The 23857-nt window shown below is 40.9% G+C and carries 24 protein-coding genes; 10 read left to right on the forward strand and 14 right to left on the reverse strand.

The annotated features are described in order from the left end of the window. The first annotated feature begins 83 nt into the window (after positions 1–83). Positions 84–413 carry a DMT family transporter gene (locus FK004_RS06625; RefSeq protein ID WP_108736558.1) on the forward strand — a complete coding sequence of 110 codons (330 nt, stop codon included), beginning with the start codon at positions 84–86 and terminating at the stop codon, positions 411–413. Here the strand turns inward: FK004_RS06625 and FK004_RS06630 are convergent. From FK004_RS06630 to FK004_RS06645, 4 genes are all read right to left on the reverse strand, one after another. Further along, positions 410–2920: a DUF5686 family protein gene (locus FK004_RS06630; protein ID WP_108736559.1), complete on the reverse strand. Its 2511-nt coding sequence runs from the start codon at positions 2918–2920 to the stop codon at positions 410–412. The genes FK004_RS06625 and FK004_RS06630 overlap by 4 nt on opposite strands. A gap of 239 nt (positions 2921–3159) precedes the next feature. Continuing rightward, the gene (frr, locus tag FK004_RS06635; protein ID WP_108736560.1) at positions 3160–3723 is read right to left on the reverse strand and encodes a ribosome recycling factor; all 564 of its coding nucleotides are present in this window, start codon (positions 3721–3723) and stop codon (positions 3160–3162) included. Between the two features lie 66 nt (positions 3724–3789). Then, positions 3790–4497 (reverse strand): UMP kinase, encoded by a 708-nt coding sequence (gene pyrH, locus FK004_RS06640; RefSeq protein WP_108738775.1) that lies wholly within the window; start codon positions 4495–4497, stop codon positions 3790–3792. 134 nt (positions 4498–4631) lie between these two features. After that, positions 4632–5441 carry a patatin-like phospholipase family protein gene (locus tag FK004_RS06645; RefSeq protein ID WP_108736561.1) on the reverse strand — a complete coding sequence of 270 codons (810 nt, stop codon included), beginning with the start codon at positions 5439–5441 and terminating at the stop codon, positions 4632–4634. A gap of 146 nt (positions 5442–5587) precedes the next feature. Between FK004_RS06645 and FK004_RS06650 the strand changes: the two genes are divergently transcribed. Together FK004_RS06650 and FK004_RS06655 are read left to right on the forward strand one after the other, a co-directional pair. Next, positions 5588–6181: a thioredoxin family protein gene (locus FK004_RS06650; protein WP_108736562.1), complete on the forward strand. Its 594-nt coding sequence runs from the start codon at positions 5588–5590 to the stop codon at positions 6179–6181. Between the two features lie 9 nt (positions 6182–6190). Next, complete coding sequence (locus tag FK004_RS06655) at positions 6191–6736, forward strand: phytanoyl-CoA dioxygenase family protein (protein ID WP_227871686.1); 546 nt, start codon at positions 6191–6193, stop codon at positions 6734–6736. A gap of 199 nt (positions 6737–6935) precedes the next feature. Here FK004_RS06655 and FK004_RS06660 read toward each other — a convergent pair whose 3' ends face one another. Genes FK004_RS06660 through FK004_RS06680 form a run of 5 tightly spaced genes read right to left on the reverse strand, consistent with a single transcriptional unit; the run spans position 6936 to position 10226 of the window. Further along, positions 6936–7565, reverse strand: coding sequence for a YiiX/YebB-like N1pC/P60 family cysteine hydrolase (locus tag FK004_RS06660; RefSeq protein WP_108736563.1), 630 nt, complete (start codon positions 7563–7565; stop codon positions 6936–6938). 7 nt (positions 7566–7572) lie between these two features. Further along, on the reverse strand, positions 7573–8268 hold the full coding sequence (gene truB / locus FK004_RS06665) for a tRNA pseudouridine(55) synthase TruB (RefSeq protein ID WP_108736564.1): 696 nt from the start codon (positions 8266–8268) through the stop codon (positions 7573–7575). Further along, the gene (locus FK004_RS06670) at positions 8268–9053 is read right to left on the reverse strand and encodes an undecaprenyl-diphosphate phosphatase (RefSeq protein WP_108736565.1); all 786 of its coding nucleotides are present in this window, start codon (positions 9051–9053) and stop codon (positions 8268–8270) included. The genes truB and FK004_RS06670 overlap by 1 nt, the downstream gene beginning before the upstream one ends. A 3-nt stretch (positions 9054–9056) precedes the next feature. Beyond that, the gene (locus tag FK004_RS06675) at positions 9057–9305 is read right to left on the reverse strand and encodes a DUF3098 domain-containing protein (protein WP_108736566.1); all 249 of its coding nucleotides are present in this window, start codon (positions 9303–9305) and stop codon (positions 9057–9059) included. 45 nt (positions 9306–9350) lie between these two features. Continuing rightward, the gene (locus tag FK004_RS06680; RefSeq protein WP_108738776.1) at positions 9351–10226 is read right to left on the reverse strand and encodes a cell division protein FtsX; all 876 of its coding nucleotides are present in this window, start codon (positions 10224–10226) and stop codon (positions 9351–9353) included. Positions 10227–10453: 227 nt separating this feature from the next. On the opposite strand from FK004_RS06680, the gene FK004_RS06685 reads away from it, so the two are divergent. Together FK004_RS06685 and FK004_RS06690 are read left to right on the forward strand one after the other, a co-directional pair. Beyond that, positions 10454–13411, forward strand: coding sequence for a leucine--tRNA ligase (locus tag FK004_RS06685; protein WP_108736567.1), 2958 nt, complete (start codon positions 10454–10456; stop codon positions 13409–13411). A 98-nt stretch (positions 13412–13509) separates the two neighbouring features. Next, a complete protein-coding gene (locus FK004_RS06690; protein ID WP_108736568.1) occupies positions 13510–14208 on the forward strand; it encodes a zinc metallopeptidase in 699 nt (232 codons plus the stop codon). 51 nt (positions 14209–14259) lie between these two features. Here the strand turns inward: FK004_RS06690 and FK004_RS06695 are convergent, their stop codons facing one another. Further along, positions 14260–14730 (reverse strand): Lrp/AsnC family transcriptional regulator, encoded by a 471-nt coding sequence (locus tag FK004_RS06695; protein WP_108736569.1) that lies wholly within the window; start codon positions 14728–14730, stop codon positions 14260–14262. A gap of 109 nt (positions 14731–14839) precedes the next feature. Further along, the gene (locus FK004_RS06700; protein ID WP_108736570.1) at positions 14840–16210 is read right to left on the reverse strand and encodes a saccharopine dehydrogenase family protein; all 1371 of its coding nucleotides are present in this window, start codon (positions 16208–16210) and stop codon (positions 14840–14842) included. A gap of 274 nt (positions 16211–16484) precedes the next feature. On the opposite strand from FK004_RS06700, the gene FK004_RS06705 reads away from it, so the two are divergent. Together FK004_RS06705 and pckA are read left to right on the forward strand one after the other, a co-directional pair. Further along, complete coding sequence (locus FK004_RS06705; protein ID WP_108736571.1) at positions 16485–16871, forward strand: DUF423 domain-containing protein; 387 nt, start codon at positions 16485–16487, stop codon at positions 16869–16871. Between the two features lie 77 nt (positions 16872–16948). Then, positions 16949–18574, forward strand: a complete 1626-nt coding sequence (gene pckA / locus FK004_RS06710; protein ID WP_108736572.1) for a phosphoenolpyruvate carboxykinase (ATP) — start codon at positions 16949–16951, stop codon at positions 18572–18574. A gap of 146 nt (positions 18575–18720) precedes the next feature. On the opposite strand, the gene FK004_RS06715 is transcribed toward pckA, so the two are convergent. After that, positions 18721–19470, reverse strand: a complete 750-nt coding sequence (locus FK004_RS06715) for a uroporphyrinogen-III synthase (RefSeq protein WP_108736573.1) — start codon at positions 19468–19470, stop codon at positions 18721–18723. A gap of 21 nt (positions 19471–19491) precedes the next feature. Then, positions 19492–20157 (reverse strand): DUF4271 domain-containing protein, encoded by a 666-nt coding sequence (locus FK004_RS06720; RefSeq protein WP_108736574.1) that lies wholly within the window; start codon positions 20155–20157, stop codon positions 19492–19494. A gap of 97 nt (positions 20158–20254) precedes the next feature. On the opposite strand from FK004_RS06720, the gene FK004_RS06725 reads away from it, so the two are divergent. Genes FK004_RS06725 through FK004_RS06735 form a run of 3 tightly spaced genes read left to right on the forward strand, consistent with a single transcriptional unit; the run spans position 20255 to position 22819 of the window. Continuing rightward, positions 20255–20980 carry a polyprenol monophosphomannose synthase gene (locus tag FK004_RS06725; RefSeq protein WP_108736575.1) on the forward strand — a complete coding sequence of 242 codons (726 nt, stop codon included), beginning with the start codon at positions 20255–20257 and terminating at the stop codon, positions 20978–20980. Between the two features lie 11 nt (positions 20981–20991). Continuing rightward, entirely contained in the window at positions 20992–22332 is a 1341-nt protein-coding gene (locus FK004_RS06730; RefSeq protein WP_108736576.1) for a dihydroorotase, read from the forward strand. A 10-nt stretch (positions 22333–22342) separates the two neighbouring features. Continuing rightward, positions 22343–22819, forward strand: a complete 477-nt coding sequence (locus FK004_RS06735) for a DUF4296 domain-containing protein (RefSeq protein ID WP_157956047.1) — start codon at positions 22343–22345, stop codon at positions 22817–22819. Positions 22820–22853: 34 nt separating this feature from the next. On the opposite strand, the gene FK004_RS06740 is transcribed toward FK004_RS06735, so the two are convergent. Further along, on the reverse strand, positions 22854–23849 hold the full coding sequence (locus FK004_RS06740; protein WP_108736578.1) for an NAD-dependent epimerase/dehydratase family protein: 996 nt from the start codon (positions 23847–23849) through the stop codon (positions 22854–22856). Between the last annotated feature and the right edge of the window lie 8 nt (positions 23850–23857).

The following is a 23857-nucleotide window of genomic DNA, read 5'->3' on the forward strand; positions in this document are numbered from 1 at the left end:
GTACTAATCATTATTAATTCAAGAAATGAACCTGTCTGATATCTTATCAGGCAGGTTTTATTTATTTATAAAAACACGAAATAATGAATTGGATTTTATTGATCATCGCAGGATTATTTGAAGTGGGTTTCGCCACTTGTTTGGGGAAATCAAAGGAAACAACCGGAATGGTTTCCAACTATTGGCTGATCGGTTTTTTGGTATGCCTGACCATAAGCATGCTGTTGCTGTATAAGGCGACGCAAACCCTGCCTATCGGTACAGCTTATGCCGTATGGACAGGTGTTGGGGCAGTGGGGACAGTAATCATGGGGATTCTGATTTTTAAGGAGCCGGCAGACTTTTGGCGGGTGTTTTTTATCACCACGCTCATTGCGTCTATCGTAGGGTTAAAATTCGTTTCCAGCCACTAAAAACCAAGCGAGAATACATACGTAATTTTAACGGAGATATTATCTTCAAATCGAGGCAATTGGTTAGGGCCGTACCGGAGGAATCCGGAAAGTCCAAAACCACTGTAGATCTGGTTGAGCTCAATACCCGATTCAAAATACCCTTCATTTAGTGTTTTGTAGGGAAGCCCGATATGCTGTTCCTGTTTGTCCAGGTCTCCCCAGGCAGCACGGGAAACCAATACGAGTGAAGGACGTATTTTTTTTGCCAGTGTTACGCGTTTAAAAGCATGTTTGAATTGCAGGAATAAGTATTCGCTGGAGAAGAATTCGTTGAAGAACATGGTTTCAAAACTGTTTTTACCTCCAATAGTGATACGTTGTATAATACCATCTTTTTCGAGGTTATTCGGAGACGTACTGTACAGGTGTGTAATCGGGATATCGCCAAAGGCATAACCGCCCTGTAGCAGGAAAGAGGTTTTCTGGCCATTGAGGTATTTCTTTTCATAATCCGCACGGAGGTCAATTTTTCCAAAATCATAATCGTTGCCTAAAACATTCGGAAGTGATTTGGTAAACTGGAAAGTAATCCTCGGAAAGCGCTTCTCGATTTCAATACGTCCTGAAGGCGTTTGCATATAATCGCTATAGGGATTCCATTGTATCGAAACAGATGCTGCGGTCATTACAAAACGGTCATACAGCTTATCATTCAGCAGGTAGAGGTAGTCAAACTTCGGGGTAATATCCGACCGGGTCAATTCCCATTTACTCTCAGTTTTTGGAATGATTTTAGTTTCAATATAAGCCGACCATGTTTTGTAGGCATAGAACGTACTAACGTTAATCGGGCGTGGGTCGTACAGCCGGAAAACACGCTTATCAATGGTAAACGTAGTGCTACCGATCTCCCGCACATCTTCGGTATACGATCCGCCAATCCAGGTGTTTGAAAACTTGCCCAGGCGTGCTGCGCCGCCCAGGCTATATTTCCATCGTTCGTCTTTTAGCGCATACGCACCATACCCTTCCAGCCGGTATTTTGTTGAGAATTTTTCATTGGTGATGCGACCAAGGCCAAAACGGAAGCCTTCATAATTATTGTACTTTACCAGATAACGTAGATCGAGGTCAAAGAAGCCAATAGGCAGGTAGCCATTCAAAATCCGGCGCCCGATTTTTAATTTCTGTTCAATGCCTTCCTTAATCACGATACTGTCCAGCGCAATATATGTTTGTTTGCTGCGGCGGTTCAGGCTATCTTTTCTGTAGGTGTCCCAAAAGGCTTCGTTTTTATTGATGGCATCATCCTTTACCTGAATGGCAATGGCAGCCTTACGGATCGTGAATGGTACGTTAAACTGCGTGTCGAAATAATTAGACTCGGAGAGCAGGTAAACGTAATCCGAAGATACTTTAGGGCTTTTCCGCTTGGTCACCCCAATCCCCAATTCGTCCTCATCACCCTGAAACTGGATTTGTCCCACAAAGAGGTTAATGTTGTCCTCATTATTGCCTTTGGCAATTTTAAAAGTTTTGCCGGTCGGAAACCAGAGGTCCTGTTTGGGCAGGTATTCGTAGTCATGGATTCCGGTTACATCAATCACCCCTTTGATCCTGAAAATGGATTTCGCAATCCCGAAATTATTCTGATCAATATACAACACTCCCTGCAGGCCTTCTTTTTTCGAACGCTTTTTATTTTTAAAGAATACCATATAGGTATTTCGGCCACCGATAGCTATGGTGTCCAGTAAGGTAAAGTTGTATTCTTTCAGGGCGTCATTTGCCAATGGGCCATCATAACTGGTTTCCATCAGCTCATACTTGTTATCATATACCGAAAAAGATTGCAGTTTTAACCCGATGATCTCATAAATAGGCTGCTTGAATCCTGCCATCCGGGTGGCCAGTATCGTTTCCTTAAAGCCTTGTTCGTTAAATTGGAATTGCGATACTTTTTCCGTCTGGTAAAGGTGTTGTTTAGTAATCAGTTTTTTAAACTTGTAGTCTGCAGAGTCGATTTTGACAAATTTCCGGATCTCATTTTTTACGGTAAACACAGAATCCAAGGTACCTTTAATGGAATCGGGGTTGGCAGTAATTACTAATTTATTATAAGCTTTAAACTGGAAACTACTTAGTTTTTTCTCCGGATTATTGCGGTCTTTCATCTGTATGGCTTTCCGAACGATTGCTACTGCCGGATTTTCGCCCACCGTTACTTCATGGAGGTTTTCTACATTAGGGAGCAGCAATACCGTAAAATGTTTTTTGCTGCTGTCATTTGGTACCGTCTGGGGCTGGAATCCAATATAAGAAATCGTGATCTCAAGGGTGTTTTGTGACGTGTTAAGCTGAAACTTCCCATCGATATCACTAAAGACCAATAAGCCATCATTGGTGCTGATTGTAGCAAAAGGCAGCGGTTTATCGGTGCCTGCATTGCGCACAACTCCGGTAGTCTGGAATTGCGCCTGTAATGAAAGCGATAGTAGAAAAAATAATAAAGTGATTGGCTTCATAGGGTCTTACTGTAACAAACGAATCAAAATAGGTTTTATTACGACACAAAAGTAATCTTCCTGAATAAAAAAATCCACTCTTTAAGTGGATTTTAGTAATTCGGCTAACCACTTTGATTACAAGGAAGATAAAACTGCAATTTTCAAGAAGATCCTCCGTGTATTTTATAACCGATTGAGGGATAAAAAAACACCCGGATCTGGTAAGATCCGGGTGCAGTATACAGGTGTAAAGTAGATTATACTTTCATGATTTCAGCTTCTTTTGCGCTTAATAGTTCATCAATTTTTTTGATATACGCGTTCGTAAGATTTTGTATGTCATCTTCGGCAGTTTTGCAGATGTCCTCAGAAGTACCTTCTTTTTCCAGTTTTTTGATTTCGGTATTAGCATCTTTACGGGAATTACGAACACCAATTTTAGCGTCTTCAGCTTCCGTTTTTGCCTGTTTTGCCAGGTCGCGACGTCTATCTTCTGTCAATGGCGGCACACTGATAATGATAATATCACCATTGTTCATCGGATTAAAGCCCAGATTGGCAATCATAATTGCTTTTTCTATCGGGTGCAACATGTTTTTTTCCCATGGCTGAACAGTAATTGTTCGCGCATCCGGTACATTGACATTCGCTATTTGTGAAAGTGGGGTTTGTGAACCGTAATAATCCACAAAAACACCACCCAGCATAGCAGGATTGGCTTTCCCGGCACGGATGTTTAAAAATTCCTTTTCCAGGTGGGCAATAGAACCGTCCATAGATTCTTTAGTACTGTCTAATATAAAATTAATTTCTTCAGTCATTGTTTTGGTTATTTTAGATTTCGAACATCAGGTCTTGCCTGAAAGTGATGATCAAAAAATTATACGCTATATATTTACTACGGTTCCTACATTTTCACCTTCACAGATTCGTAGCAGGTTCCCTTTTTTATTCATATCAAAAACCACGATAGGCAGGCTGTTTTCCTGGCTTAAAGTGAACGCTGTAGTGTCCATTACATTTAGTCCTTTTCGCAGTACATCTTCAAAAGTGATGGAGTCGAATTTGATGGCATCAGCATTCTTTTCCGGATCGGCATTGTAAATTCCGTCGACGCGGGTACCTTTTAGGATCACATCAGCATGTACTTCTACACCTCTTAGAACAGCAGCAGTATCTGTGGTAAAATACGGATTACCGGTTCCGGCACCAAAAATTACGATCCGTCCTTTTTCCAGGTGGCGTACCGCCCGGCGTTTGATATACGGCTCTGCGATGGCTTCAATTTTAAGGGCAGTTTGCAAGCGGGTCAGCATACCTTTGTCTTCCAGTGCACCCTGAAGGGCCATGCCGTTGATTACAGTTGCGAGCATTCCCATATAATCACCCTGAACCCTGTCCATGCCATTGCTGGCTCCGGCTACTCCCCTAAAGATATTTCCACCGCCAATAACAATGGCAATTTCTACACCTTTATCATGAATTTGCTTGATTTCGTCGGCATATTCAGCAAGTCTTTGTGGGTCAATTCCATATTGTCTGTCGCCCATTAAGGCTTCGCCGCTTAATTTCAGGAGAATTCTTTTGTATTTCATTTTCATATTTAGTTGAGATGTGCAAATATAGACATTTCTGTTTTTCTAAAATATAGTTGGCAAAAAATATCTTTTCAGCATAAAATGGCCTGAATTCGCCCATTCCAATAGGGATAAGCGCAGGAAGGTGAGGTTTAGTCGTCCAGCTCAAGAGTCAGTTTAAAGCGGGTTTGCAAATCCTCAAATGATTTTTTAGCAGTAGCATAGCCAATATCAAAAATTTCGTGCATTTTGATTTTATTGGTTTCAAAAGTACTGTAGGCAGAAAGTTCTTCCGGTTCTACGATCCAGTCACAAATATTGAACTTCTGGATGTTGCTGTTGGCCGACAAAAGGTCGAAAGCCCGTGTTGTGACTGCTTTGATAGAATTCAGGTGTTTGGCCTCGATATTTTGAATCGGGCTGACATAAACGCCAATCAGTGTGTCACAGCGTCCCTGCAGAATATCGGTAGGGAAATGGTTGAGGATACCACCATCACTATAGTAATTCCCATCGATCTCATAAGGCGAAATCACACCGGGAAAAGCGGAAGAAGCCAGGATAGCATCGACGATTTTTGTGGTGGGGCTAAAAATTTTAAGCTTCCCCTTGACCATATCAGTCGCCGTAATGTGATTGGTGATGCTCAGGTCCGAAAGTACGGCATCCTGGAAGATCAGTTCAAAATAATTGCGGAAAGAATCAGAATCAATAAGCCCTGCTTTCCAGAAGGTGAAATGTTTCCAATGAAAAAAATAGATGGATTTAAAGAATTCCAGTATTTCTTCCGGGCTTTTGCCCCATGAATATAAGGCTCCAACAATGGATCCGGCGCTGGTACCGGCAATCTGGGTGGGTTTTATCTTTTTTTCATCGAGGAATTTTAAGACCCCGGCATGTGCAATTCCTTTTGAACCGCCGCCGGATAAAATTAACCCGATTGATTTGGTGTTAAAATACATTAGTGCTAAATTACAGAACATAAAAGTATGAATTTTGTAAAGCGCACACTGTATTTTAAGATTTTAATTTTTTTTCACGGCTAATTCCGCATGCCAGAGGCTATCTGTGATCGTAATGTGTTAATTTTGCAGTTCAATTTTACCTTATGAAAGCAATTATCGAAGCAGCATTGGCAAAAAGCATGAACTATATTCAATACCGTAATCTGGTCAGCACCTTTTTAGCCGAAGGCAAAGCTACCGGTCCGGAGCAATCCGAAGCCTTGGTGCATTACAGCTCATTGAATGATACGCGCATGAAACGCCTGGATAAAACCATGGTCGTTACCGAAGCCCATACCGAAAAAATTTTAGGGCTGGAATGGGAATACATCTGGCTGGTCCTTACCGAAGGCTGGTGTGGTGATGCCGCACAAATCGTACCCATATTAAATAAAATGGCCGCTATTGGGGATAAAATAGACCTAAAGATTGTCTTGCGGGATGAAAATGAAGCGTTGATGAATCTTTTCCTGACGAATGGTGGAAAATCCATACCCAAACTGATCCTATTGGATGCTGCCACACTGGATGTCCTGGCAGACTGGGGGCCAAGGCCTGCGGGAGCACAACAGCTGATCCAGGAGTACAAAGAGAAATTTGGTGTGATTGACGATACCCTGAAAACAGAATTGCAACTCTGGTACCACCATGATAAAGGCGTGAGTACTCAAAATGAAGTATTGGAACTCCTATCGTAAACGGGATTAATGGATCACTATAAAGAACAAGGCTATTGTCTATATCGTAATTTCTTCGATGAAAGTGAGATTCGGGAAATCGAACCTTTATTACTTTGTTTTCATGAACGTTGGCTGCAGGATAAGATGCAGCATTATAATAGTGGCCTGCTCAATAGCTACAGTCTTACTTCGGCAGATTACTGGACTGTACAGGAGAAAGAAATAATATTTGGGTTTATCGCACAGCCTAAAATTAACATCATACGGAAAGCGAGTTTTTTGGGACATTCGGTGTTTCTCAATACCCAATTGTTTTTTGATCCCAAAAATCCGGACCAGCAAAATTATTGGCATCGTGACCTACAATATACCGGAATGGACGTTGCCCAGCAGCAACAGGTGATACAAAAACAGGATGTGATCCACTTTCGGATTCCCTTACGGAAAGAAAACGGGATAGAATTGATTCCAGGAAGTCATCGGCAATGGGATACATTGACAGAATATGAGGTACGCAATAATCTAAATGGAAAAAAGAGTAATGATGCCCTGGAGCGGGGACAGGTTGTCTAATTGAACCGTACCGATCTTTTGGTATTTTCAGCGAATATGATACACCGGGGATTGTATGGTATAGATCGTTTTACATTGGATATCATCTATTGTGACCCACTTCCTGAATTAAAGTCGTTTATAAATCCAAACGATTATCCCAACATACAGTTAATGGCGCAATTAGGCTATCCGGAGGTTTTTCAACGCTGAGCTGATTTTATAGAGTTGCGATAATTGTGAGTTTGTCGGAAGTAGACATCCCACCCGGATTGCATCCCGGTTTTCCTTCTGGAATTTCTTTTCCAATTTCCTCATAATAGGTTTTCCAGGCTGGAAAAAAATCATCAGTTCCCGGTTTTTTGTAGGTCATAGGGAACAGTTGGAAAAAAGGTTTGTTTTTATTTGCCGATTTGAATGCGTCATAAATCAATTCGGAACAATAATATTTACCATTATCATAGACATATTCTTCGTCATACGGAACCCCCATTTGTTGTAAAGAAAAGGCAATAGCAGCTGGGATCAGTTTTTGATATTTTGATTTGAGTCGTCCCACATACATGGGTCTATGGGTATTTTTCGAAAAAGAAGAAAGAGGATTTAGGCGTACTTTGGTACCGGCAGCCTCTATAATGTATATGGTATCTTTTTGGATATAGACTAAACCCATATGGCTAAAGTCATGGCCGTCATACCCTTCAGTGACTGCTTCTATCGCATCGCAAAGTGGGCCGCAATCCATATCCTGGAAAATCAGGTCGCCTGTTTTAAGGGCGGAAAGGGGTAGCTGCTGGGATTGTGCGGTCCAGGAGAATAATAACAGGAATAGGAATGTATATTTTCTCATAAGATGTTTATTCGGCCACCGTAATCGGATCGGTATAGTGCTCAACGTCGATAGCATTTTCCACAGAAAAATCCCCGATTTTTGTACGGCGTAACGCAGTAAGATGCGCTCCGGAACCTAAGGCAGTACCAAAGTCAAAAGCAAGCGATCGAATGTAAGTTCCTTTACTGCAAACAACACGGAAATTAATTTCTGGCAATGCAATACGGGTGATTTCAAATTCGTAAATAGTAGTTTTCCGAAAAGCAATTTCTATTTCTTCTCCGTTTCGGGCATGCTCGTACAAACGCACACCATCTTTTTTAATCGCAGAGAAAATAGGCGGTTTCTGGTCAATTTCGCCCAGGAATTGTGGTATGGTTTCATGGATAAGTGCCTCGGTGATATGATCCGTTGGAAAAGTAGCATTGACTTCCGTTTCTAAATCATAAGAAGGGGTGGTAGCGCCCAATATAATAGTCCCGGTATATTCCTTAGGCATACCCTGAAGTTCCGTAATACGCTTGGTGAATTTCCCCGTGCAAATGATCAACAGCCCGGTAGCCAATGGATCTAAAGTCCCGGCATGGCCAATTTTAATTTTTTTAAGCGCGGGGTGTTTTTTTAGGGTCCACTTGATTTTATTAACCGCCTGAAAGGAAGACCATTTCAAAGGTTTGTCAATTAATAGGACTTGTCCGTCCTGAAAGTCTTCGGCTGTCATTAAATGATAGTAAGGGGTTGGATAAAGTAATGGATTGCAAGTAATGCCAGTCCCGCAATAATCCGGTAATAGCCAAAGATTTTAAAACCATGTTTGCTCAGGTAGCCTATAAATGTATTAATGGCAAGCAATGCGACTACGAAAGCCACCACATTGCCAATAATCAGCATATTGATCTGTTCTGAAGAAAGTACAAAGCCATGTTTGTAATAATCGTAACATTTTTTTGCGGTAGCACCAAACATTGTCGGTACGGCAAGGAAAAATGAAAATTCTGCAGCAGTAGTACGGGATAGTTTTTGGGACATCCCCCCTACGATACTGGCCCCGCTTCGTGAAACTCCCGGAATCATAGCAATACATTGGAAGAAACCAATTTTTAAAGCGGTGAGGTAGGTAATTTCTGTTTCTTCTGAACCTTTAAACCAGTCATCGACCTTAAGGAGGATTACTCCACCAATTACAAGTGAAATGGCTACGGTTAAAGGGCTCTCCAGTAAGGTGTCAATATAGTCGCTTAGCAATAAGCCCAAGACCACCGCAGGAATAAAAGCGACCAATAACTTGAAGTAAAAATCAAGGGACTGGAAAAAGCGTTTAAAATATAAAGCGACAACGGCGAGGATTGCCCCAAGCTGAATGACAATAGTAAAAAGTTTGGTGAAATCATCATGTGCGATTCCAAAAAACGAAGATGCGATAATCATGTGTCCGGTAGAAGAAACTGGAAGGTATTCTGTTAATCCTTCAATGATTGCAAGGATAATTGCCTGTAAAATGCTCATTCTTTAGTGTTTCGGTTTTTTGAAAATAGAGTAAATTGTAATTCCGAAACCAATCAAAACTACAGTAGGAGCGAGCCTGATTCTCCTGAAATTGAAGATGTCCTCGCTAAAAACCTTAGGGTCATTGGAACCACCGCCGGACATCAGGATAAATCCCAAACCGATAACGGCAATACCAATCAACAGTATTTTATAATTTTCTTTACCAAATAAAAAGCTGCCTTTTTCTGTAGTTGTGTCTTTAGTATCCATGCTGTATTTTTTAATAAGAGAAACGAACTGTTGCCAGTCGTATGATTAATATAGGTCGTCAGTTCTTAGGTTGAGGAAGCGCTGGGTAGCGAAAAAAGTACTGGCCCAGGTAATTAAGATTCCGAGCAGTAAAACACCAATCAGTACCAATCCGGTCATCAGCTGATCGGCCAGTATTTCAAGATTTGGGAAGGTGGTGTCCAGATAATATAACACCCCAATAAGGGCAATTACTGCCAGTACAGAACCCATAAAGCCCAGTTTGATGCTTCTCCAGATAAACGGTTTTCGGATGAATGATTTTGTAGCACCCACCATCTGCATCGTTTTGATGATAAACCGGTTGGAATAAATCGAAAGGCGCATAGAACTGTTAATGAGCAATACTGCAATAACAGCCAAGAAGCCACTGGCAATCAAAATCCAGAAACTGATCTTTTTAATGTTATCATTGACTAAATCCACCAGTTGTTTGTCATATACGATATCGGAAATAGCCGTATTCTGGCGCAATTCACTTTCAACTTTTACGATGCTGTCTTTTACCACATAATCCGCTTTCAGGTAGATATCATAAGAATTCTGTAGTGGATTAAACCCTAAAAAGGTCATGAAATCTTCCCCGATAATATCTTTGTGTTGTTTGGCTGCTTCTTCTTTGGATACAAATCGGCTGGTATTTACAAACCGTGCTGTTTTCAGGTTCTGGCCAAAGGCCTTTACGATACTGTCTCCCGCATCATCCTTGAAATAAACGGACATTGCAATCTCTTCCTTAAAGTCATCGGATAACTTCTTGGAATTGATGACAAACAGCCCTAAGATTCCCAACAGGAAAAGAACCAAAAAGATACTCAGAACTACCGAGAAATAAGAAGAAATAAGTCGCCTTTTCTGAAACTTTTCGAATGATGATGCCATAAAAACTTTTTTAGTGCCGTAAAAATAATAAAGATATTCTTTATACATAGTTTATAACGGCTAAAGTTTTGACTTTCGTACAATAAACGTAAATTTGCCCTTCCGAATTGATTTTTTTTGTATATAGTCGCTTTATTTGCGGCCAGGAATAAAATCATCGGGAAAATACCGCTTAAAAAATAGGGCACAATCCACATAAAAATATAGAAACGAAAGAATAGAAAATAATGAAATACAATCCGAACGAAATCGAAGCCAAATGGCGTAACTATTGGGCCGAAAACCAGACATTTCAAGCCGACAACAATTCTGATAAGCCGAAATACTATATTCTGGATATGTTTCCTTATCCTTCTGGCGCCGGACTCCATGTGGGGCATCCATTAGGCTATATCGCTTCGGATATTTATGCCCGATTCAAAAGGCATCAGGGATTTAATGTATTACATCCGCAAGGCTATGATAGCTTTGGCCTGCCGGCAGAACAGTATGCGATCCAAACCGGGCAGCATCCGGCCCTGACTACGGAAGCCAACATCAACCGTTACCGCGAGCAACTGGATAAAATCGGGTTCTCCTTTGACTGGGGGCGTGAAGTGCGTACCTCCAGCCCTGAATATTACAAATGGACCCAGTGGATTTTTATACAATTGTTCAATTCCTGGTACAATATCGATTCTGATAAAGCAGAAGATGTTGCCACATTAATTCCGGAATTCGAAACAAATGGAAATAGCAAGGTAAATGCAGTATGCGATGAAAATATAGCAGCATTTACTGCCGAAGAATGGAAAGCATACAGTGCTGACGAACAGGAGAAAATCCTTTTAAAATACCGAATGACCTACCTGGCGGAAACCGAAGTGAACTGGTGCCCGGCATTGGGAACTGTTTTGGCCAATGATGAAATTATCAATGGTGTTTCCGAACGTGGCGGGCATCCGGTAGTGCGTAAAAAAATGACGCAATGGAGTATGCGTATCAACGCCTATGCCGAACGATTATTGCAGGGGCTTACCACTATTGATTGGTCTGAATCTATCAAGGAAAGTCAGCGCAATTGGATCGGAAAATCAGTTGGGGCTTTGGTGACCTTTAAAGTAAAAGATTCCGAGTTCGAGCGTAATGCTTTCGATTACCTGATTACAGGAGACGATACCAACGATCATACGATTGAAGTATTCACCACCCGTCCCGATACCATTTTTGGAGTTACTTTTATGACTTTGGCTCCCGAACATGATTTGGTGGCTAAAATCACTACTCCGGATCAAAAAGAAGCGGTAGCCGCTTATATCGAAGCGACTTCCAAACGAAGCGAACGGGAACGTATGGCCGATGTAAAAACAATTTCAGGTGTTTTCACCGGTGGTTATGCAGAACATCCGTTTACAAGAGAGCCAATTCCGGTATGGATTGGGGATTATGTACTGGCGGGTTATGGAACTGGTGCCGTGATGGCCGTTCCTTGTGGGGACGATCGTGATTATGCCTTTGCCAAACATTTTGGTTTGCCAATTAAAAATATATTTGAAAATGCTGATATCTCCGAAGCGGCCTATTCTTCCAAAGAGAATGTCGTTATCGATAATTCCGATTTTCTGAACGGTTTGCCTTACAAAAAGGCTGCCGCGGCAGTGATTGAAGCATTGGAAGAACTGGGACAGGGGAAAGGAAAAACAAATTACCGATTGCGTGATGCCGTATTTTCCCGTCAGCGCTATTGGGGAGAGCCATTCCCGGTATACTACGTGGATGGATTGCCAAAGATGATCGATGTGAAACACCTTCCGATTGTATTGCCCGAAGTAGAAAAATACCTGCCTACTGAAGATGGACAGCCGCCTTTAGGAAATTCAAAAGAATGGGCATGGTCAGTGGCCGAAAATAAAGTAGTAGCCAATGACCAGATCGATCAGGTGAGTGTATTTCCATTGGAATTGAACACCATGCCAGGTTGGGCGGGAAGTTCTTGGTACTGGTTGCGTTATATGGATGCCCATAATGAAGACGAGTTTGTTTCTCCAGAGGCACAAAATTACTGGCAGAATGTCGATTTGTACATCGGTGGAAATGAGCATGCCACCGGGCATTTGCTGTATTCCCGTTTCTGGAATAAATTCCTGAAAGACCGTGGGGTCGTTTCCCAGGACGAGCCGTTTAAAAAACTGATCAATCAGGGAATGATACTGGGAACCAGTGCCTTTGTATACCGATTGGTCAATACCAACCAGCTGATTTCTAAAAACAGGTTTTTTGCACTATTAGATAAGGTAAAAAATAAAGTAGCTTTAAACGATGAAGAGAAAGAATTAGTAGAAGCAAACTGGAGCACTGCCGATAATGGAAGTATTTTATATCAGGCCCTTCATGCTGATGTAGCTTTTGTAAATGCTTCTGATGAATTGGATATGGAAGCTTTCAGGAATTGGAGAGCAGAATACAATACCGTGGAATTCCTTACAGAAGAGAATGAAAAATATATTGTAGGCCGTGAAGTTGAAAAGATGTCCAAATCCAAATACAATGTGGTAACGCCCGATGATATCTGTGAGGTACACGGTGCGGATACATTGCGTTTGTATGAAATGTTCCTCGGGCCCCTGGAGCAGGCAAAACCGTGGAATACTGCGGGTATCACCGGTGTTTCCGGATTCCTGAAAAAACTATGGCGCCTGTATTTTGACGATAATGGACTTATTGTAACCACTAATCCTGCAACACCGGAAGCGCTAAAAACATTGCACCGTACCATCAAGAAAGTACAGGAAGATATTGAGAACTTTTCTTTCAATACTTCTGTGAGCTCCTTTATGATTGCCGTGAATGAATTAACAGCGATGAATTGCCACGAACGCACCATACTGGAGCCACTTGCGATATTAATTTCCCCTTATGCACCGCATATTGCGGAAGAATTATGGGAGAAATTAGGCCATCAGCAAAGTATTTCAACGGTAGCATTCCCGATTTTCAAACCGGAATACCTGGTGGAGAGCAGTAAGGAATATCCGGTATCGTTTAATGGTAAAACCCGTTTTACAATCGAACTGGCATTGGATCTTACAAAAGATGAAATTGAAAAAATAGTAATGGCTGACGAAAGAACGATCAGGCAGCTGGAAGGCAGGACGCCAAATAAAGTAATTATTGTGCCTGGTAAAATTATTAACCTGGTAGGCTAAATGCCAACACACTGACAAACTTTCAGATACTTTAGAACCCCGCCCCTTTGGCGGGGTTTTTGATTCTAAACCAATAATAACCAAAAATATAAAAGCAAATGATACTATATTATGTTTTAATCGGGGCCATTGCTTTAGTCAGTTTTGCAGTGAGTTCAAAGCTGAAAAGCAAATTTGAATTCTATTCCAGAGTGCATTTACGAAATGGCATGAGTGGTGCAGAAATTGCACAGAAGATGCTTAATGATAACGGAATTTATGATGTACGCGTGATTTCTACCCCTGGTAGGCTGACTGACCATTATAATCCGGCAGATAAAACGGTAAACCTTAGTGAAGCAGTTTATAATGAGCGTAACGCTGCGGCTGCGGCAGTAGCGGCTCACGAATGTGGGCACGCGGTGCAACATGCTACGGCATACAGCATGCTGCAATTGCGATCCAAGATGGTTCCGGTTGTGAATGTGGCTTCCGGAATGTCACAATGGCTGGTAATTGGAGGCCTGATCTTAGGCGCAGCATCGGGATTGGGCATTGGATTTTATGTAGCTGTAATTGGATTGATCATGATGGCGGTAGCCACCGCTTTCAGTTTGGTGACCCTTCCGGTAGAGTATGATGCCAGCCACCGCGCCCTTGCCTGGCTGAAATCCAAAAACATGCTCACACAACAGGAATACGCCGGAGCAGAAGACTCCCTGAAATGGGCAGCAAGAACCTATCTTGTAGCGGCAATCGGTGCATTAGCATCGCTGCTGTATTGGGGCTTCCGCGTATTTGGAGGTTCCAGAAACTAAGCCCAAAGAAATAACAAAAAAAAATCCGCTTCGAAAGAGGCGGATTTTTTGTTATAACTGGATCTGTCGATCGATTTGCTGGTCGAGGGAAATAAATGTTTCGGTTCTGGAAACCCCCGCAATAGCCTGGATCTTGGAGTTGAGCAATTGCATCAGGTGCTCATTGTCACGGCAGATGATTTTAATCAATATGGACCAGTTTCCGGTAGTGTAATGGCATTCCAATACTTCCGGGATTTTCTTCAGTTCTTTTACGGCTTCGGAATTACTGGAGGCTTTGTCGAGGTAAATGCCAACAAATGACATTGTGCTATAGCCTAATATTTTGGTATTCACAATGAGTTTTGAAGCTGAAATCACACCCGATTGTTCCAGTTTGCGCAAGCGCTGGTGGATGGCTGCCCCCGAAATGCCGATTGTATTAGCAATTTGCAGAATAGGCTTGCGCGCATCTTCCATTAAGGCACGTAGGATTTCTTTATCGATACCATCGATTTCAATCTGGAACGAATTGATTTTCATAAGTAATGATTTAGAATCAAAAATACATTTTTTGTTTTAATTGTAAGCCAAAAACAAAAAAAGACCATATTCCGCAGAAGAGGTCTTTTTTGATAAGCTCGGGATGCAATTAGCTTGCCACATTATTAGGGTTATAGCCCATATAAGTGACCTGTTTTTCATTAAAAACAACGCCAAAGGATTCCAATTCCTGTAGAATCGGAAGATATACTTCTTTATTGAGTGGTAACTGTACTCCTGGTGTTTTGATATTCCCGTTTAAAATTTGCAGCGTAGCAATAGCTACCGGAAGGCCTACCGTTTTTGCCATAGCGGTATAGGTCTGGTCATCACCAATGCATACCATTTTGGAGTCAATTTGTTTTTTTTGCCCATTCACTTCATAGCCAAACTTATGATACATGACGATCATGTCCTTATCATGCTCTTCTAAAGACCAGCTATCGGATAATATTTTTTCAAGGATCTGAGCAGGTGTGGCGTTTTTAAGGCCAACAATTTTTTTAGGGTTGAAGAGGTCCAGTTCCAGCAATTTTTCCCATTTGATGTCATCCTGGTCGATTTTTAGGATATGGCGGAGTTTTAATTCAACCGAATCAGTTGGGTGATAGGGGAGAAATGCATTGGTAAAATCACGGTAGCTCATGGTTTCGGTATTTTCCATGGCATAGCTATCATCCGTCATCCCTAATTGGACAAACATATTCCAGGCTTTGGAATATCCTACTTTGCGTATGGTTCCACGGTATAATGTTAGCACATCATCTAAGCCATAAACGCTACGGTATTTTAGGGAATCCCGATTGGCGTAGGCTTCAAATTTCCCGTATCCTTCTACGTCAAGAAATTCAGTCCTGCGGAATAGTTTATTATACGGGATGTATTTATAAGTGCCTTCCTGGATGAATTTAGCGGCACCGCCCTGTCCGGCCAATACCACATTTCGAGGATTCCAAGTGAATTTGTAATTCCATAAGTTAGTATCCGATTCCGGGGCTACCAGGCCACCACAAAATGATTCGAATAAAATCATCTTGCCACCCTGCTCTCGGATTTCATCAATTACTTTCATGGCGCTCATGTGGTCGATACCGGGATCCAGCCCGATTTCATTCATAAAGACCAAATTGTTTTTCTTAACTTCTTCATCCAGTGCCTGCATGGCATCGCTGATATAAGAGGCAGTCACTAAGTGTTTTTTGTGTAACAGGCAGTCTTTGGCAACTTCAAGGTGTAAAAATGCAGGAAGCATTGAGATTACAATATCCGCTTTTTGAATTTCACGGTTCCGTTGTTCGCTGTTATGGATATCCAGCTCAATGGCTGTTGCATTTTTGTGGTTTTGTGTTTTTTTACGAGCCAGTTCTATGGATAAATCACCTATGGTAAGATGGATATTTTCCTGTTCCGATTTGTTTAAAAGATACTGAATCAGGGAGGATGCAGATCTTCCCGCCCCGATTATTAAGATATGTCTCATTAAGGTTGAATTTTTAATTCTAACACGAAAGTATGGATTTGTTATATTTATAAAAAATAAATCGCAAGACAATTGTCTTAAAATTTTAAGAGTACCTTTGTGAAAACGAATTCTAATTCGCGATTTAGCCTTACCAGTAATGGGATTCCGTACTATTTTTGATACATTTTTTTTTCGTGCATTTATTTCAAAAAAAATAATCAGGATTTCGAAAGTCAGGTAGTGTTAGTTTTTGGATCAGGATTGAATTTTACCATCACTAAATCACATTATCATGGAAAAAAAAGTAATTGCTACAGCAGCCGTACTCGGATTGACAGCAATAATTTTGGGTGCTTTTGGAGCGCATGCCCTGAAAAAAGTATTAACTGTAGAAGAATTGGTCACATTTGAAACCGGTGTCCGTTATCAGGTCTATCATGCGCTCTTTTTACTTTTTGTCGGGACAACCGCTTTAGTGACCGATAAGGCTAAAAAAACAATGTTTTGGCTCACTACTGCAGGTGTAATTTTATTTTCAGGATCCATCTATCTTTTGGCGACAGATCGACTTATGGGTATAGAATTGAAAGTCTTAGGGCCAATTACGCCTATTGGAGGATTCTTATTAATTATGGCATGGGGAGTTTTGTTCTTGAACATAATACGGAAAAATGCGTAAATTTTTCATAAATTGATTATAACGTGAAATTTATTTTTACTTTTGCAAAATAATAAACACAACACAATTCTAATTCTATGGACAATTACGCTCAATTTACGAAATCGATTTCGTTGGAAAAGTACGGTATTACAGATGTGAAGGAAATTATTTATAATCCATCGTACGATTTATTATACAATGAGGAGTTGGATCCGGGTCTTGAGGGCTTTGAAAAAGGCTTCCTGACAGAACTTGGTGCTGTAAACGTGATGACAGGTGATTTCACCGGACGTTCACCTAAAGATAAATATATCGTTAAAGATGAAGTGACAAAAGATACCATCTGGTGGACTTCTGATAAAGCGGTAAATGATAATAAGCCCATTACACAAAATACCTGGGATGCTTTAAAAGAAACAACAGTACAACAGCTTTCGGGCAAGAAGTTATATGTTGTGGATAGTTTTTGTGGTGCCAATGAAGATACTCGTCTTAAAGTGCGTTTTATCATGGAAGTGGCCTGGCAGGCACATTTTGTTAAAAACATGTTCATTCGCCCGACAGAAGAAGAGTTGGAAAACTATGGCGAGCCGGATTTTGTAGTGATGAATGGTTCTAAAACAGAATTCAAAGACTATGCTGCTCACGGATTGAATAGTGAAGTATATATTGCTTTCAACCTTACCGAGAAAATCCAGCTTATTGGTGGTACCTGGTACGGTGGTGAAATGAAAAAGGGATTATTCTCTATGATGAATTATTACCTTCCCCTACAGGGAATCGCTTCGATGCACTGTTCTGCGAATAAAGGAAAAGACGGTGATGTAGCTATTTTCTTTGGTCTTTCGGGAACAGGAAAAACGACGTTGTCTACAGATCCAAAACGCGAATTGATTGGGGATGATGAGCACGGATGGGATAATGATGGCGTATTCAACTTCGAAGGAGGTTGTTATGCGAAAACCATTGACCTGAGCCCAGAAAATGAGCCGGATATTTTTAATGCCATCAGAAGAGATGCATTATTGGAAAATGTAACTGTTGATGCAAATGGAAAAATTGATTTTAAAGATGGCTCTGTAACACAAAACACACGTGTTTCTTATCCGATAGATCACATTCAGAATATTGTAAAACCCGTTTCAAAAGCCGGGCATGCCAATAAGGTGATTTTCCTTACGGCTGACGCCTTTGGAGTAATGCCTCCAGTTTCCAAATTGACGCCGGAGCAGACAAAATATTTCTTCCTTTCCGGATTTACAGCAAAACTGGCGGGAACGGAGCGTGGTGTAACACAGCCGGAACCTACTTTCTCTGCTTGTTTTGGAAAAGCATTTTTATCCCTGCATCCTACCCAATACGGTCAGGAGTTAGTGAAAAAGATGGAAGAGCACAACGCAACAGCTTATATGGTTAATACGGGCTGGAATGGTACCGGGAAAAGAATTTCTATTAAAGATACCCGTGCGATCATTGACAGGATCCTTGACGGTTCTATAGAAAATGCTGAAACTACACTAATCCCTGTATTCAACCTGAATGTGCCTACGGCATTGGAAGGTGTGCATACCTCTATATTAGATCCAAGAAAGACCTATACTGACGAGAAGGAGTGGTTGGAGAAAGCGACTAATCTGGGACAGTTATTTGTAAAGAACTTCGTTCAGTATACCGATAATGAAGAAGGTAAAAGATTAGTTGAGGCCGGTCCTCAGTTATAAAAATACAGTGGTTAATTATAATGAAAAAGAGCTGCATCCTCCGGGTGCGGCTCTTTTTTTAACATGCGGTATAGCTACATAAAAATCAGACATAAAAAAAGCCTTACAGTCCTGTAAGGCTTTTTTTATGCTATAAACGATGTGCTTTATTTTCCTTTGTTGGCTTCGGCAACATATTTTTCCAGTGCCATTGTCATAGAGGGTGCTTCCGGAGAAGGCGCCATGATATCAACGCGGAGACCATGTTCTAAGGCTTCTTTCTGGGTTGTGCTTCCAAAAACTGCAATACGGGTATTGTTTTGTTCGAAATCCGGGAAGTTCTTAAATAAGGATTTGATTCCGGTAGGGCTAAAGAAAGCCAGGATATCATAATACACATCTTTAAGATCTGTAAGGTCGCTCATTACCGTTTTGTAAAAGGTAGCTTGTGCCCATTCTACTTTCAGGTTGTTCAGGGTAAGCGGTGCATCGGCATTGAGCTGGTCAGAAGCAGGTAAAAGGAATTTTTCGTCTTTGTACTTCTTGATTAAAGGAGACAGGTCAGCAAACTCTTTTTGACCAACATAAATCTTTCTTTTGCGGTACACCACATATTTCTGCAGGTAAAAAGCAACAGCTTCCGACTGGCAAAAATACTTTAGCGTTTCAGGGACTTTATAGCGCATTTCCTCAGCCACTCTGAAGAAATGATCAACAGAGTTTTTACTCGTCAGAATGATTGCTGTAAAGTTATTCAAATCGATTTTTTGTTGTCTTATATCCTTGGCACTAACGCCTTCCACGTGTATAAAAGGACGGAAATCAACTTTAACCTTGTGCTTATTCTGAAGCTCGAAGTAGGGTGAATTATCTACTTTTGGTTCTGGCTGCGATACTAAAATTGTTTTCACTTTCATATTTGACATATTCTAAAAAATCTAACTTTTTGTAAACCAATAATACATGAAATAGTAAGGTGCTATTTCAAGTGCGCAAAGATACAAAATAAAGTAAAACAACTTACTTATTATTAAATTTTGATAATTCCTTAAAGAAACCGCATATGTATAAGCATTTATTAATAATACGATAGCGATTAGTATATATACTAATAATACTACGGGCTTATCGTTATAGAATAGCACTAAATCTATAGGGAGCAGCGCCAATCCTATATAGGTTCTATAACTTACTTTTTGCAGATGCAATTGTTCATTGAACTCCTCAATATTAAAAGAGGTCGCAATAATTTTTTCAATCAGGTACTTTGACAGGATGAAAAAACCGAGCAAAGTAACGATCTGGATAAAGGCAATTCCGTTGGTTTTGGTAGTATATCCAAAATAACTCAGGATTAACTGGATGAAAAAAGCCAGGGAAAAAAGCTGTACAAAAAACAGCAATATATTAAACCAGTCGAGTGTATTGCCGCCTTCACGATAGATCTTGAGGTACTTATTGGAAATAACCAGTTTGATGAAATCGTTAAAACGGCTTTCAAAAGCGGTTTTAGTGATCGCAATCATGATCAGGCAGCCCACAAAAATAAGGGTCGCCCAATCTTTACTGTCCATAATTCTCGGAATAAGATCGAATTCTTTCATAACGGTACAAAATTACTAATTTTATTGTCGTATTTATACAATTATTATGAAAGAAGAGTAAAATAAAAGGTTACTTTTGTGCCGAAATTTATCACGTATGAGCGACGGTATAGTTATAATTCCAACCTATAACGAAATTGAAAATATCGAAAGTATCATCAGGGCAGTATTTTCATTGTCAAAACCATTACACGTTTTAATTGTCGATGATAATTCCCCGGACGGGACAGCCGAAAAGGTAATTCACCTTCAGGAAGAATTTCAGGGACGCCTGTTTCTGGAAAAGAGAATGAAAAAAGCAGGCCTGGGAACTGCCTATGTACACGGTTTTCGATATGCGCTGCAAAGAACCTACAGTTATATTTTTGAAATGGATGCTGATTTTTCCCATAATCCGAATGATTTGGAAAAATTATATGCGGCCTGCCATTTGGGTGGTGCCGATGTAGCGATAGGATCGCGCTACCTGACCGGGGTTAATGTGGTCAACTGGCCGCTCAACCGGGTGCTCATGTCCTATTATGCTTCGGCCTATGTAAGGCTGATCACCGGGATGGAAATCCGGGATGCTACCGCAGGATTCCTGTGCTACAAAAGGGAAGTGCTGGAGAAAATCGACCTCGATAAGATTAAATTCATCGGGTATGCTTTTCAGATTGAAATGAAATACAGGGCCTATGCCCATCATTTTAATATCCAGGAAGTGCCTATTATTTTTACGGACCGTACCAAGGGCCAGTCAAAAATGAGCAATGCAATTATCAAAGAAGCCGTATTTGGCGTGATAGCATTACGAATAAAAAAGTTATTTAATAAGTTATAAGAAAGAGGACAATGAACAGGGTTTTAATAAAAAATGCCAAAATAGTAAACGAAGGTCAGATTTTTGAAGGCGATGTCCTGATTGAAAATGATATCATCGTCGAAATCGCGGACAGTATCAGCGCAAAATCGGCTGATTGTAAAATTATCGATGCGGAAGGGAATTATTTGATTCCTGGGATGATCGATGACCAGGTTCATTTTCGGGAACCAGGCCTGACGCATAAAGGGGATATTGCCTCTGAATCCAGAGCTGCAGTTGCCGGAGGAATCACTTCTTTTATCGAACAGCCGAATACCGTTCCCAATGCGGTGACGCAGGAATTGCTCGAGCAGAAATACCAGATCGCAGCAGAAAAATCATATGCCAATTATTCCTTTATGATGGGGGCTACCAATGATAACCTGGAAGAAGTCCTGAAGACCGATCCTAAAAATGTAGCGGGAATTAAAATATTCTTAGGTTCTTCTACCGGCAATATGCTGGTGGATAATGAAAAAGTACTGGAAACTATATTTTCAGGCACTAAAATGCTGATTGCCGTACATTGTGAAGATGAAGCGACAATACAGGCGAACCTGGAGCATTATAAAGCAGAATTCGGCGAGGATATCCCAATGAAATACCATCCACTCATCCGCAGTGAAGAAGCGTGTTATATCTCGTCTTCTAAAGCCGTCGAACTGGCCAAGAAAACCGGGGCCCGTTTGCATGTATTCCATGTGTCTACTGCGAAAGAAACAAATTTGTTTACCAATAAGATTCCCTTAGAAAACAAACAAATTACTGCAGAAGTATGTATCCACCATTTGTGGTTCACCGACGCAGATTATGAGAAAAAAGGATCCCTGATCAAATGGAACCCTGCAGTGAAAACCGCAGAAGATAAAAAAGCATTGTGGGAAGCATTACTTGATGATCGTATTGATGTCGTGGCAACAGATCATGCACCACATACACTTGAAGAAAAGAAGAATGTATATACTAAGGCGCCGTCTGGTGGCCCGTTAGTACAGCATGCTTTGGTGGCTATGTTTGAAGCCCATCACCAGGGTAAGATTTCCGTGGAGAAAATTGTGGAAAAAACAGCCCACAATCCTGCGAAAATCTTTAAAATTGAGAAACGCGGTTTTATAAAAGTTGGTTATTATGCCGATTTGGCTATTGTCAACACCGGTCTTCCGTGGAATGTAAAAAAAGAAAATATCCTCTACAAATGTGGCTGGTCTCCATTTGAAGGATTTAATTTCAAATCCAGGATTACCCATACTTTTGTAAACGGGCAGTTAGTGTATCAGAACTTTAAAGTTAAAGAAATTCAGGCCGGAAAAAGATTGTCGTTTGACCGTTAATTTATTTCAGATGAAAAAGATTTTAGGATGTATTATCGCAGTACTGTTTTTGGTCTCCTGTTCCGATACACCGGTTCATAAACCAAAGAAGCTGATCAAGGAGAATGTCATGGTGGACATCCTGTATGATATGGCATTGCTACAGGCTATGAAAAGCTACAATCCTAATATGCTGGATGTGATGAACATCAACTCCACAAATTACATCTACAAGAAATATAATATCGATAGCCTGCAATTTGCGCAAAATAATGAATATTATGCCTCCCGTATCGAAGATTACCAAAAGATATATGAGAAAGTAGATGAACGGCTGCAAAAAACAATTAAGGCGTCCAAGCCGAAAGTATTGCCTGAGCTTAAAAAGGATGTCGTGAAAAAAGCGATAGATTCTACCAAAAAGGCTACAGATTCTATCAAATTAAAAAGCAATGATAGCCTCAGAAAAATAAGCATCAAAAAGGGCGCGCTTAAAAAAGTAAAATAGTCCCGGTACTATCGGGTGTGAGATAACTGGCGGTTTATGTATAATAAACCGCCATTTTTTTGATGTAGGTTTTAATATCTTCAAATTGATAATCCAGTGCTTTGATAATTTTTTCGTTGGAGAAAATATCTGCTGTATGCGAGGATTTCGCCGCTGAACGCGATAGTTTACGCTCCCTGAAAAACAACTTGGATAAGAGCCAGTCGGCACGCCAGGCAATGGATGTCATCCAGGGTTTTGCGGCTATGGTTGGTTTTTTGGCGTGTAAAGCGTCTGCAATCGTAAGAATCAGGTCTTTGTAGACGATATTTTCACTGATAAGCGTATACCGCTCTCCCTGAATCGGGCTATTCATTAGCTGGATCATGATTTTTACGACATCTTCTACCGCGACAAACCCTGTTGATCCGAACGTGTAATATGGAAGGCCAGCGGCAATAAGGCTAAAAATCTGTCCGCTTCCCTGATCCGGAAAACCGGGGCCTAAGATAATTCCGGGATTGACAATCACGACAGGCAGGCCTTCCTGGTCGCCACGCCAGACTTCCATCTCAGCACCATATTTTGAGATCGCATAATCTCCGTGGTTTTTATTCGGATTCCATTCCGTTTCTTCGGTAATCGGTGTTTTGGGAACAGCCACATCTCCGAGTGCCGCAATAGAACTCACATGGCAGAGTTTTTTGACCTTATAATCAATACAGAAATTGACGATATTGGCGGTGCCTTCAATGTTGATCTTCCGAAGCTGTTCTTCCTCTGAAGTGGTAACTGAAACCAGTGCGGCACAATGGTAAACATAATCAATACCAGTAAAAGCAGCTTCCAGTGCTGGAATTTCCGTGATATCAGCATGGAACCACTGGGCTTTATCGTATAACGCTTCTTTGTTGTAAAGGCGGAACAGTGCTTTTACCTTTTCCAGCTTTTTCGGATTCCGGTAGAGCGCACGAACAGGCATTCCATCCTCTAAAAGTTGAAGTACTAAATGTGAACCCACTAATCCTGTTGCTCCGGTGACTAATATCATAGAGACAA

It is taken from the genome of Flavobacterium kingsejongi, from assembly GCF_003076475.1.
Lineage (GTDB): Bacteria > Bacteroidota > Bacteroidia > Flavobacteriales > Flavobacteriaceae > Flavobacterium > Flavobacterium kingsejongi.